General features: G+C 44.6%; 11 protein-coding genes. 2 read left to right on the plus strand and 9 right to left on the minus strand.

Translation table 11 applies throughout. The features are described 5' to 3' along the window. Entirely contained in the window at positions 1-1194 is a 1194-nt protein-coding gene (locus DWX33_RS07935; RefSeq protein ID WP_121960662.1) for a pyridoxal phosphate-dependent aminotransferase, read from the plus strand. Between the two features lie 155 nt (positions 1195-1349). Here the strand turns inward: DWX33_RS07935 and tsf are convergent, their stop codons facing one another. The 9 genes from tsf to DWX33_RS07975 form a co-directional block, all read right to left on the minus strand. Next, complete coding sequence (gene tsf / locus DWX33_RS07940; RefSeq protein ID WP_005859480.1) at positions 1350-2339, minus strand: translation elongation factor Ts; 990 nt, start codon at positions 2337-2339, stop codon at positions 1350-1352. Between the two features lie 144 nt (positions 2340-2483). Then, positions 2484-3320 carry a 30S ribosomal protein S2 gene (gene rpsB, locus DWX33_RS07945; protein WP_005859482.1) on the minus strand — a complete coding sequence of 279 codons (837 nt, stop codon included), beginning with the start codon at positions 3318-3320 and terminating at the stop codon, positions 2484-2486. Positions 3321-3460: 140 nt separating this feature from the next. Next, a complete protein-coding gene (rpsI, locus tag DWX33_RS07950) occupies positions 3461-3847 on the minus strand; it encodes a 30S ribosomal protein S9 (RefSeq protein ID WP_005859484.1) in 387 nt (128 codons plus the stop codon). A gap of 5 nt (positions 3848-3852) precedes the next feature. After that, positions 3853-4308: a 50S ribosomal protein L13 gene (gene rplM, locus DWX33_RS07955; protein WP_005859486.1), complete on the minus strand. Its 456-nt coding sequence runs from the start codon at positions 4306-4308 to the stop codon at positions 3853-3855. A 180-nt stretch (positions 4309-4488) separates the two neighbouring features. Continuing rightward, complete coding sequence (locus DWX33_RS22515) at positions 4489-4680, minus strand: DUF3791 domain-containing protein (protein WP_229033138.1); 192 nt, start codon at positions 4678-4680, stop codon at positions 4489-4491. Between the two features lie 13 nt (positions 4681-4693). Further along, on the minus strand, positions 4694-5215 hold the full coding sequence (locus DWX33_RS07960) for a DUF3990 domain-containing protein (RefSeq protein WP_181987506.1): 522 nt from the start codon (positions 5213-5215) through the stop codon (positions 4694-4696). Next, complete coding sequence (locus DWX33_RS07965; RefSeq protein WP_121772024.1) at positions 5209-5439, minus strand: DUF3791 domain-containing protein; 231 nt, start codon at positions 5437-5439, stop codon at positions 5209-5211. The genes DWX33_RS07960 and DWX33_RS07965 overlap by 7 nt, the downstream gene beginning before the upstream one ends. Positions 5440-5442: 3 nt before the next feature. After that, positions 5443-6075 carry a porin family protein gene (locus DWX33_RS07970; protein ID WP_008777864.1) on the minus strand — a complete coding sequence of 211 codons (633 nt, stop codon included), beginning with the start codon at positions 6073-6075 and terminating at the stop codon, positions 5443-5445. A gap of 463 nt (positions 6076-6538) precedes the next feature. After that, positions 6539-9721: a DUF6383 domain-containing protein gene (locus DWX33_RS07975; protein ID WP_122380157.1), complete on the minus strand. Its 3183-nt coding sequence runs from the start codon at positions 9719-9721 to the stop codon at positions 6539-6541. Between the two features lie 818 nt (positions 9722-10539). Here DWX33_RS07975 and DWX33_RS07980 point away from each other — a divergent pair. Continuing rightward, positions 10540-13239, plus strand: a complete 2700-nt coding sequence (locus tag DWX33_RS07980; protein WP_122380158.1) for a prolyl oligopeptidase family serine peptidase — start codon at positions 10540-10542, stop codon at positions 13237-13239. Positions 13240-13410: the final 171 nt, after the last annotated feature.

The following is a 13410-nucleotide window of genomic DNA, read 5'->3' on the forward strand; positions in this document are numbered from 1 at the left end:
ATGACACAAGTCTCAGATCGTTTAGCGAGTTTATCGCCTTCAGCAACATTGGCGATGTCACAAAAGAGCGGTGAGTTGAAAGCTCAAGGTATCGATGTTATCAACTTAAGTGTGGGAGAACCCGATTTCAATACTCCCGACTTCATTAAAGAAGCCGCAAAGAAGGCGATTGACGATAATTTCTCACGTTATTCTCCCGTAGCGGGTTATCCGGCATTACGTAATGCTATCGTTGCCAAATTGAAGAACGAGAATGGACTGGAATATACAGCAGGCCAGATCTCTTGCGCAAACGGTGCCAAACAATCCGTTTGTAACACGGTCATGGTATTGGTAAATCCGGGGGACGAGGTTATCATCCCTGCCCCTTTCTGGGTAAGCTATCCGGAGATGGTGAAGTTAGCGGAAGGAACTCCCGTTATCGTTCCGGCTGGTATCGAGCAAGATTTCAAGATCACTCCAGCTCAGCTGGAAGCCGCTATTACACCTAAGACAAAAGCGTTAATCCTTTGCTCTCCCTCCAACCCGACGGGTTCTGTTTACAGCGCCGAGGAATTGGCAGGTTTAGCGGAAGTATTGAAAAAGCATCCGGATATCATCGTTATAGCGGATGAGATCTACGAACATATTAACTATATTGGTAAACACAACAGCATCGCTTCTATCAAAGGAATGAAAGACCGTACGGTTATCGTAAACGGCGTTTCCAAAGCGTATGCGATGACTGGCTGGCGTATCGGTTTCATCGCCGGACCGGAATGGATCGTGAAAGCGGTTAATAAATTACAAGGACAATATACCTCTGGCCCTTGCTCCGTATCTCAAAAAGCGGCGGAAGCGGCTTATACAGGCTCACAAGAACCCGTTGAGGAAATGCGCAAGGCCTTCGAACGTCGTCGTGACTTAATCGTTAATTTAGCGAAAGAAGTTCCGGGCTTCGAGGTGAATAAGCCGGAAGGCGCCTTCTACTTATTCCCCAAATGTAGTTATTATTACGGCAAGACAGATGGAACCCGTGTAATCAACAACGCTGATGACTTAGCTATGTATCTCTTAGAAGTAGCGCACGTAGCTTGCGTAGGTGGTACCTCTTTCGGGGCACCTGAGTGTATCCGCATGAGTTACGCTACCAGCGATGAGAATATCGTGGAGGCGATCAAACGTATTAAGGATGCGTTGGCCGCATTGAAATAAGAAAAAATTAAACAGATATACTTACTTGGCAAAGTAAGATATACTGCATTGGACAAGTAAGTATATCTTCTATGGGCAAGTAAGCTATACTTCATAAAAAAGGCGATACATTGGGTTGTACCGCCTTTTTCTTTATATCAAATACGTTACCGCAATTATTCAGCACGCAAAGTGAAACGTTTGAACGCCAAGATTTGTAACTCAGGATCGATCTCCTTCATTGTCTCTCTTACAGTCTTCTTGCCATCCATAATGTCTTCTTGGTTCAACAAGCAAACCTCTTTCAAGAACTTGCCCAGACGACCCTTAGCGATATTCTCGATCATCTGTTGAGGTAAGTTAGCCGCCTTCTCAGCGGAAACAGTAGCGATGATTTCTTTAGCCTTAGCTACATCCTCTGCCGTGATCCAGCCCTTATCCATGTTACTTTCCATGTGAGCCTCGCTATCTACATGCGAAGGATTAATACCAGCCTTCTTCAATGCAGCCTCTACAGCCTTCTGTACCTGCTCAGCCTTCGTCTTCTCGATAGCAACCTGGATCTCTTTCTCTTTTACAGACTCAGGAACACCAGCCTCATCGATAGCGATCGGGTTCATAGCGGCGATCTGCATAACGATATTGTGAGCGGCTTCCTCAGACTCCTTGTTGAAAGCGGCGATCGTACAAAGTTGGTTCTTACCCATATGGTTGTATACAGTAGTGTAAGCACCTTCAACTACGCAGTAGCCATCCAACTCCATTTTCTCGCCAGTGATACCGCTACGATCCGTAACAGCTTCTTGGATAGTACCCTTGCCCATAGGCAAAGCTTTCACCTCGTCCAAAGTACGGCATTTGTTAGCCACGGCAGCGTCCAAGATAGCCTGAGTCAAAGCTACGAAGTCCTCATTCTTAGCCACGAAGTCTGTTTCGCACTTCAAAGCGATGATAGCGGCAAACTCGCCATCCTTCTTAGCTAACACACAACCCTCGGCAGCCTCACGATCAGAACGTTTAGCGGCGATAGCCTGTCCTTTTTTACGGATAATTTCCATTGCTTTCTCGATGTCACCGTCAGACTCTGTCAAAGCCTTCTTACAGTCCATCATACCAGCTCCACTCATTTTGCGCAGCTTGGTAATATCAGCCATTGTTACAGCCATAATCTTATTTCCTTTATCTTTAAAATGTTTATACTTTCAAAAATTGACAATGGACAGTTGCCAATTGACAAATCCTGTCAAAAGCCAACTGCCCATTGTATTTGTATTCTAATTGTCAATTGTCAACGTCAATTGTCAATCGAATTATTCTTCGTCTTTCGCGAACTTACCGGCAACGTTAGCGTTCAACGCATCGTCGTCTTCTTTCTTCGTACGTTCTTTCTTAACAGCAGCTTTCGCCTTACGCTCTCTTTTCGGAGCTTCCTCAGCAGCCTCTGCGTCAATTTTCTCAGCCTTACGCTCTTGCAAGCCTTCGTTCATAGCCTCGCAGATAGCGCCCAAGATAACCTCTACAGACTTTGTAGCGTCATCGTTAGCCGGGATAACGTAGTCGATATTGTTCGGATTAGAGTTCGTATCAACCATACCGAATACAGGGATACCCAAACGGTTAGCCTCACGAACAGCGATATGCTCTTTCATCACGTCTACAACGAACAACGCTGACGGAAGACGAGTAAGGTCTACGATAGAACCTAAAGTCTTCTCCAACTTAGCGCGTTGGCGAGTGATTTGAAGTTTTTCTCTCTTAGAAAGATTATCAAATGTACCATCTTTTGTCATCTTATCGATAGTAGCCATCTTCTTGATAGCTTTACGGATCGTCGGGAAGTTGGTCAACATACCACCCGGCCAGCGCTCGATAACGTAAGGCATACCTACGGAAGCAGCCTTATCAGCGACAACTTGTTTAGCTTGTTTTTTGGTAGCCACGAAAAGAACTTTCTTGCCTTGTTTAGCCAAGTTCTTCATAACTTCAGCGGCTTCGTCTACTTTAGCAACTGTTTTATAAAGGTCAATGATATGAATACCATTGCGCTCCATGAAGATATAAGGAGCCATAGCGGGATTCCACTTTCTTTTTAAGTGTCCGAAGTGTACACCAGCCTCTAATAATTGATCAAAATTTACTCTTGACATTGTTTTTTTCTTAAATCGTTTACTTTCTTTGTTTAATTTCAACCATCAGGTAGTCTTTCCGCATGTCCACATGTAAAAAGAATCCCGATAATTTAGATACTAAACGCTTCGCTTTACTTGTAAGGGACTCACAAATAACATTAACGTTTACTGAACTGGAATCTCTTACGAGCTTTCGGACGACCCGGTTTCTTACGCTCAACAGCACGAGGATCGCGAGTTACGAATCCTTCCGCTCTCAAGACAGCCTTATCTTCCGGATTAATCTTTATCAACGCACGAGAGATAGCCAAACGGGCAGCCTCAGACTGACCTTTGAAACCACCACCGTCAAGGTTGATCTTAATATCATATTGCTCAGCGACGTTCAACTTTGCTAACGGCTGCTTTACGATAAACTGAAGGATTGAAGAAGGAAAGTATTTTTCCAGCTCACGTTTGTTGATCGTGATCTTTCCCGTACCTTCGCTAACGAATACGCGAGCGACTGCCGCTTTACGTCTTCCTATTGCATTTACTACTTCCATCGTGATTATTTATATGAGTTTATATCGATTAACTTAGGTTGTTGAGCCTCGTGCTTGTGCTCAGTTCCCTCATAAACGTACATGTTGTTCAACAACTTTGCACCCAGACGGTTCTTAGGCAACATACCTTTTACTACTTTACGGAACAGACGGTCGCCACCTTTCTTCAAAAGATCAGCCGGAGTATACTCGATCTGTCCACCGGGATATCCGGTATATCTCAAATAAATACGATCGTTCCACTTGTTACCAGTCAGAACGACTTTGTCTGCATTGATGATGATTACGTTATCACCACAGTCAACGTGCGGAGTGAAATTGGGTTTGTACTTACCGCGCAAAAGCTTCGCTACTTTAGCGCAAAGGCGACCTAACGTCTGGCCTTCAGCATCAACAATGACCCACTCTTTGTTTACAGTTGCCTTGTTTGCAGAAATGGTCTTAAAACTTAAAGTATCCACTGCTTAAAAATTAAATTAATTAATAACTCAAAAAACTAGCCTTACCAACATTGTCACAACGGACACATGATGCAACAACGTGCTAAGAACTAAACTCTTAGTACAATTTGATAATAATCGGCTTGCAAAGGTACGGCTTTTATCCGAACTTCCAAACAAATCCTACTATTTTTCAAGTTATTAAGATCCTTGCTTGTTCGTATATTCAATCATGAGCTCATCAATCAAGTAAGCATCGCTCATACAATGCAAGTCTCCCACTTTTTTCCGCAAATAGACATAAGTATTCGATTCATAGAAAAGACGCAACGCTTTACGGTTATCAATATGCAGCCGCTCAGCCAGACCGTTTATAATACGGGCATATTTCATCTGGAGTAATATTTCATTTGCTTGGGACATAAAGCTCTCCCTCCTTTATTAATAGAATGGCTTCCACAAAAAACAAGCAGCTATCCAATAATGATTGATTGATCAGACATAATTGGTTATTGGGCTTTTCAAAACGAAGACGTCTAAGCGCCTCTTCTTTCGGGATCAGTCCTGTATAATAAAGCTCAATCGTATTAAATACCCGATCGTTAGCGACACCACCTTCCACCATGTCGTATCCTTTCCACGGACACTCACCTCTTCTGCTAGATATCACGAAATCTAACCAATCATTATCGTATGAGCTAAAACTCAGCACACGATATTCCAACCTTATCGTTTCAATATCCAGATTATAGACGTTCAAATAAGCCTCCTCGCAATTCTTTACCATAGCGACCCGTTTAGCCCATGTCTCCGCTTGCTCTTTTAAGTCAGTCACGTAAAAGCCTTTTCCAAAATCAAGATTATCCCGACAAGCACCCGCTAAAGGGTTACTCACGCACAACGTAGAGCCATGGTATACTTTTAGCATGAAGCCCCTCCTTTCTCCCGATTCCTAAGAGCCTCTATGATATCATCTACAATATGCTCCCGGCTTTCCGTATGTAAAGCGTCATAACAACCTATAATGAAATCATCCATTAAGCCAGAACATTCGAGCTTACGATAAACATTCTCTGGAAGTTCATTCAACCGCTTAGCGACCTCCTCGATACAAAAAACGGCAAACTCTATTTTTTTATCATTATAAGTCATATCCTATTTCCGGAAGTAATATCCCAATGAGAACGTCACGTTATTCTGGTAAACGGAAGTCTCGCCGTCACGCTTCAAGGCCCGGCGGTCTATCATGCCGCATAGGGAGCTTACGGAGAAGAAAAAGTTACTATATTCTACCGATAGGCCGACATTCATGCCAAAGTCGCAAGGTTTCAAGTCCTTCTCATCGGACACGCCGAAATGGAGATCCGGATTGGTCTCCCGGCTCTTCATCTTGCCAAACAAGGACCAATCAAAGGTAGGACCGGCGAATACGGACAGATGAACGTCCGTGAAGGTAAATGTATAAGCCACATTCACGGGAATCTGCAAAGAGTAATACCAACATTTATTATGAAGCGCCATCCCATGTATATCCTGATTCGAATAATAAGCGCCACCTTGGTTCACGAACGCCACCTCAGGACGAAGCGACCATTTTTTATTCTTGCTCAAAGGAATATCCGCCAAACCCGCTATGCTGAAACCGAAGCGGGCTCCCGCCTCATACGTATCCTCCACCTTCTGGATCAACGAAGAATAAGCGCCTCCGGCACGTACGCCGAAAGAAACCTGAGCCATCGCCGGTAAAATCATCATCACGGCAATCAACAACAATCCGATCTTTCTCATAAACTTCCTCATTTGCTTTTCCTTCTAATAGTAAGCAAAGATATACATTTTTCAATAACATCTACATTTATCCTACTGAAACCTATAAGAAAGCGGTATAAAAAGCGCAGCTTTGCCATTTAAGCTTTAACGAATGGCACAACATGATACATCTTATCCTTGCAACATGATACATCTTATTGCCACAACACGATACATCTTCAACAGAACTGTCTTGAAGCTGATTCCCCTACTGAGTAAAACCGGAATCTCCAAACCAATAAAGCCCCGACTGGACGAACCGGCCGGGGCTTATTCCTTTTCCGCCCTCGCTCCTCACGGAGGTAACGGCAGATGAACTTTAATTTATTACTTTAGTATTAATATTAATCCATTCCCGCCTGTTCGCCCTCACGGGGTACTTGAATCACTACAACTCCCGCAGGAATGCATTTTCGATTTATGTTATTTATCGTCATTATTCTTATTTAACGACTGCCTTAACAGCGGCCTCACCATCAACGGCTACCACGATGATACCCGCAGGAGCGGCGATCGTAGCGTTGTCGGATGTAAGAACCGTGCTAGTGATAACCTTACCAAGAACGTTCGTGATAACCACGTTCTTTCCGGCTGCGCCTTGGATCTCAACAACACCGTTGCCTGCGATTACCTTAACGCCTTCAGCAGCGTCTGCGATAGACTCGTTAGAAGTAGGATCGCCCGCAGAGATCGTGAAACGCATAGCGTTTTTCTTGTCACCGCTCCAAGACAACTTCTCGTTAATGCTATACAAATAAGAGCCCTTCTTAGCTACAGAACGGATACGATATTCGTTCTCATTATCCTCACACTGGATGATCTGAACCTTGAAGTAATCCAAACCGCCTAATACGCCCTCATCATCAGCCTCCTTAGCTACAGAAACCTTATTACCCTTAACGACTGTAGTCAAAGTATCCTTAGTTTCCCAAAGAGTAGCCGGCTTAAAGATAGCCTTCGTATCATCCTCGTTCCATTGATACTTTCTGTCGTATGTACCGTCTGCCACATAATAGCTTACAGAGTCTGCCGGGTTGAATAAGAACAGTCTGTCACCATTTTCAACCGTACCCTTGTTAGAGATATAGAAGGAAGGAACAACAGCGTCCTCATCGGTTACTTGCAAGTAGAAAGAATATTGGTTCTCATTAACAACGATACCGTCGCGATTCTCGTTCATGGAAACATAATTGCTCTCTCCTACCAAAGAGATATGACCTTCCTCTGCCGGATAGCTGATCTCCGGAGCCTCTACGATCAAGTAGGTATTCAATAACCAATCTTGTTGTGTAGAAGTTGACGGCCATGCGTAAACTGAAGACGGAGTGTCATATTCACATATGTCGTTGCTTGCATCATAAGTAGCGTCTACAACAGACTTCGTATTCTCGTTCAAAATTGAAGCGATAGATGCGCTTGTACTTGTAACCGGAATCAAGTAAACAGAACCATCGGCGGCCAACTTGATCACGAATCGAGCGTTATCTTCACGAACTAACGATTCGTTCTCGTCAACGAAAGTTCCTCCTTGCGGGAAATATCTCTCAGTCTCGATACCATCATTGATATACTGCAACTGATAAACATAAGCGTAGCCCTTATCTGCTCTAGCCTGTACCGTCACACGGCCATCCCTATTGTAAACGAAGCTACGCTCGATGATCGTACGTTTGTTATCCTCTTTTACCAATTGCCATTGAGCGGCACCAAATACCTCGTTAGAGAACTTACCGTTCTTGTTTAATTGGAATTCAGTTGTAGAACCGATTTGATTCTTAACAGCCGCATACCACTTATTGGAAGTCTCGTTGTTATCGCGAGCGAAAGCCATCGTCACCAAAGTCTCATCGTCTAGGTTCAAGAAACCTGCGTACGGATCAACCTCAGCCGGAGTCAACTCAACGATTAGTTGTTGCAAGTTTGCGTCGCCACCCTCTGTCTCATTGTATGTGTTCTCGTTTACATAGATAGCAGTAACCTTCTCATTATTAGCAACAGCCAGTTCGTAAACATTCTCACCCAAATCAGTCTTCGGGAACAAGCTTGCTGTGAAATACTCGCCGGTCTCACGGTTCGTGAATGTCACCTTATATGTATCGTCTACGCTGGAAATAGCCCATTGATAAGCCGGAGTCTCCAATTGAGAAAGAACCTTAGCCTTAGCTACCAACTCGAATTGAGAAGCGTTGTTAACAGCGTTCGTCAAGTACTTGCCGTATACGCTCTTGATGTCTTTCTTGTCGATATTATCGGTAGATGGCGCATATTCCTTACCGTCTAAGATACGGATCGTGTAAGCGGCAACCTTAGCCTCTGTATTCAACAAATCGATACCTTTCTTCATACCGGCGGCAGCCAACTGGAAGATGAACTGGTCGTTAGCTATATCATGCGTAGTCGTCAAGAAGAAATCGTCATTATGTTCCAACACATGCAACTTAACATTTGCTTCTCCATGCTCAGCTTTGCTGCCTTGCTTGCGATAACGGAAGCCGTCTACGTTCAGCTCATACGGATAAGCGTCCACATAGCTCTTCTGTACACGGAACTTAGCGTTATTGATAGAGATCTCGTTACCTGCTGTCTTCCAAGCATCATCCGTACCTTGATAGAAGTTCAAGTCGCTGACTTTCACCTCAGTCAAGGCGAAACCGTCACCAGAGGCACGTCCTGCGTTTGTTGCCTCAACAGTCTCAGTTGAGCTTACGACCAAGATCGTAGCGTTCATCCATTCTTTATAATCAGCACCATCTTTCGGAGCGTTCTCCGTGAAGAAATACATACCCGGCTCGATACGTAAATCATCATTTCCACCCGCATAAGAAGGATACTGAGTAGCGTCAACATCAATAGCGCTAGACACATAGCGAGCTACCACCCTCTTCGTATTGAACAAGTTACCATTCGGCTCCGCAGTTTGATCGGTAAGACGTTTGGATGCGAATGAGAATCCGGAAGTGTTATATAATGCGTTCAACTCGGAGGCATCCTCAAGTTTCTCGGATTTAACCTCATAGAACGCAGGAGCAGAAATCGCAACAGTAGAGGTCAATGGGCTGCCAGACCATGACAGACCGTTCCAAGTAGTCGCACCCGCTTTATAGGCAACCATGTAGTTATTAGAGGCAGAATACTTCGCACCAGTGGGAGTAGAAGTGACAGTACTTGTAGCCTCAAACACGAAATCCTTAAAGGTATCCTCGGCTTTCGCTGTCGGGTCTTTCTCTATCGCATTATATGCGCTGTTGTATCTCAACGCCTTTCCAGTCTCTGCATTGGTGAGGGTATAAGAGAAGAAACCTCTCGGAGCCTCTGTCACGCTGACCGTCCAAATGTACTTCTTAACGTCGTCTTTGCTATCGCTGTCATCGTAAAAAATCGGAGTGTTTATAGTCTCCCCTACCTCAACAATCTTACCGGTAGTAGTGCTTATTTCATGACCATAGGCTAGCGATGAAGAGGCATCTACCATCACATATCGAGCCCCGTTTTTCAGTTCATTCGCTGCTGTAGATCCGATTCCGGTCAAATCTTTAATGGAAACCGTCTGAGCGAAGGCACTACCGCACAGCGACCCCGCCACAAGCAGACCCGCCGTTAACAATGTAGAAATCTTTCTGTTCATAATTTAGAATTTAATATTAATAATAGTGTTAATTAAGCACTTAGCTATTTTCTGATAGCAGACTACCGTTAGAAAACGACTAGTCTAAACCATCGTTTAGATCTTGCGTTTTTAAAGGAGGAAAAAGAGAGGTTCGTCTGCCGAATCGGTTGTTTCGTAAAGGATAGGCTATTCTATTGATAAGAAAGCCGATAAGGGGCAAAAAAAATAGCAAGGAAGGGTTGCAAGTGTCAAAGAAACGCGTACCTTTGCAAAAGACTAATCTAAACGATCGTTTTCACCGTTCATTTTCATGTATATAATATAATGTACGTGCGTACATTGAATAAAGGCTTACTAAAAATCTTCCTACAATAAATAACATATTCAATATAAACTGCCCTGTTTTGGGTCTCCCAAGTGAATAACTAACGGCTTGTCGAGTGAATAACTTACGGCTATACCTAGTGAATAACTTACGGCTTGGGAAGTGAATAACTAACCACTTACAAACCTTTTTTCCTACCGTTGACCAAAGGAATTTCCTATCACCACAATGCCCATTATAAGGTCTTTACAATAGGCATTGTAACACCTTTATAATGCCCATTGTAAGCCGCTTATAACTGCGATCATTAGAACGCTCAAAAAGAACACTGATAATCAACACATTAAAAACGCCATTACCTTATCCAGAAAACACGTACGACTTTTACAAAAAACACGTACATGTTTTCTCGGAAACACGTACGTGTTTTTCCAGAAGCAAATTCCGGTCAAAAGCAACAAAGATTCTGATAAAGCCATTATCTTTGCTTCAAAATCAATATACAACCACGATGAGACACTTAAAGTACTTGGCTTTTGTAGCATGTCTGGGAAGTCTTTCCCCAGCCTTTGCGCAAAACGCCTCTAAAAGCCTAACAGTTGATGACCTGATCACTTGGCAACGAATCACGGACCGGGAGATCTCGGACAACGGAAAATGGGTAGCTTGCAAGATGGAACCTTGGGAAGGTGACGCTACCGTTTATTTGTATGCGGCCCAAGGGCAAGAGACCGCCACTTTTTCTCCGGCCGATAAGTTCGCGTTCTCCGCTTCCTCGGGTTATCTGGTTGTCACGCAAACACCCGGAAAGTCTACGGTAGATTCCCTGAAAGTATTGAAGACGAAAGAGGACAAGATGCCGATGAACACCTTGGTAATCTATTCCGTCGCCGGTAAAAAGGAGACGATAGACTCCCTCAAAACCTTCAAATTAGCGGACGAGGCGGATTGGATCGCTTATCAAAGAGGCCGGAAGGACTCCACTTTGTACGTCCGTTCGCTGGATGGAAGCAAGACCTTCCAGTTCCCGACCGTAACGGATTTCCAATTCGCCAAGAAAAGCGGTATGCTATATTACACGAGCGCGGCGGAAGGAGAAGCGGGTATATTCACTTTGAATCCGGAGAAAGGAAGTCCGGCGCTCATCAAAGAGGGAAAAGGCGTATTCAAACAAACCACGTTCGACGAGAAAGGGGAACGGCTGGCTTTCTTATATTGCGCCGACAAAGATTCTTCTTACAAAGCGTTAAGCTTATGGCTATCCGAACATAACGCTCCCGCGAAAGAAATCGCCACCCGTGGAAACAAGGCTTTCCCTGCTGAATGGGTAATCAATGAGAACGGGATGCTTCAATTCTCGAAATCCGCTTCCCGCCTATTCTTCGGTACCTCACCGGAGCCGAGGCAAAAAGACACGACCCAACTAGCCGAGAATCGTCCGAACGTACAGGTTTGGAGTTGGGATGAGCCCGTACAATATACCGTACAGAATTATAACAAGGAAAAAGACTTAAAGAAAAGCTATCAAGCGGTTTATAATCTGGGCAACGGCTCTATCTTCCAATTGGCGAATGAGGAATTACCGAATATCCAATTGGGTAACGAGGGTGACGCAGCCTTGGCGCTCCTTTCCACTTCCCGTCCCTATTCTTTGTCTTCCATGTGGGAGGCCCGCACACGCAGCGACTATTATACCGTATCGTTGGATAACGGGGAGCGCAAGCAAATCGCCCAAGCGGATTATGGCCGTTTCCGCCTCTCCCCACAAGGTAAATATGCGTATTGGTATGGCGAGACGGATAGCTGCTGGTACACGATCGCCTTGGCGGAAGGTAAGCAATATCGCCTAACCACTCCGGAAAGCTTCCCGGCTTGGGACGAGGAGAACGACGTTCCCGATTATCCTTATGCGCATGGAGCCGCCGGCTGGACCGCGAATGATCAAAATCTCTTGATCTATGATCGTTACGACATCTGGAAATTCGATCCGACCGCAGCTACCCCACCGATCAACCTGACCGTGAACGGAAGGAAGGAGAAACTTTCCTACCGCTTGGAACAACTGGATAAAGAGGCTCGCTTTATCGACCTCGGCAAACTGCAATTATTAAAAGGATTCAACGAGGCCACAAAAGGATACGGATTCTACAACGCACGCCTCTCCGCTCCTGCCGCCCCGAAGACTTTGCTGGCGGGCAATTATATGCTGCGATCTATCAACAAGGCGAAGAATACGGATGACGTGATCTATACGATGGAAACCTTCCAGCAATACCCGGATATCCACTATTCGACCTTGGCGTTCAAGAAATCCGTGCAATTGACACACGGAGACAAACAGCAGGAAGGTTTTATCTGGGGTACCGCCGAGTTGGTATCATGGATTTCCTTGGACGGCCGTCCACTGGAAGGTGTCGTTTATAAGCCGGCGAATTTTGATCCGAACAAGAAGTACCCGATGATGGTAAACTTCTACGAGCGGAATTCGGAGACTTTATATAATTACCGTATGCCGGAACCGCATCGTTCTACGATCGATTATCACTTATACAATAGCAACGAATATGTCATCTTCAACCCGGACATTCGCTATGTAGATGGTTATCCGGGAGAAAGCTGCTATAACTGCTTGATGCCGGGTATCACCATGATGATCGCCAAAGGATATATCGACGAAAAAGGGATCGGTGCGCAAGGACATAGCTGGGGAGGTTACCAAGTAGCTTATTTAGCGACTCGCACGAATTTATTCTCCGCTATCGAGTCTGGGGCGCCTGTCGTAAATATGTTTAGCGCTTATGGCGGTATCCGTTGGGGTTCCGGCATGGCCCGCTCTTTCCAATACGAGCATACACAAAGCCGTTTAGGAGCTACGCCATGGAGTTCTCCGCTTCGTTATCTGGAAAACTCGCCGTTGTTCACGATGGATAAGGTGCAGACCCCAATATTGATCATGCACAACGATGCCGATGGTCATGTGCCTTGGTACCAAGGTATCGAGTATTTCGTTGCCATGAAACGGTTAGGTAAACCTTGCTGGTTACTGAATTATACAGGCGAACCGCATTGGCCGATGCATATGGCAAACCGCATCGATTTCCAACGCCGCATGTTCCAATTCTTCAACCATTACCTAAAGAACGATAAAATGCCTAAATGGATGTCCGAAGGCGTACCTGCCGTAGAGCAACCATTTGAGTTGGGGTATTGATCAGACAATCTTATAAGAGATTATGGCCAAAGCGATAGTTATACCATAAGCTTTAGCCATAATCTCTTTTTCCATTTAAACAGGAGATCTTTTGAAATAAATACGTATATTTGCCAATAACATAAAAACAAAAGATATGAGAACGACAAAAACCAGACCAACTAGAAATGT

The sequence above is a fragment of the Parabacteroides sp. AF19-14 genome, assembly GCF_003635485.1.
Taxonomy (GTDB): Bacteria; Bacteroidota; Bacteroidia; order Bacteroidales; family Tannerellaceae; genus Parabacteroides; species Parabacteroides distasonis.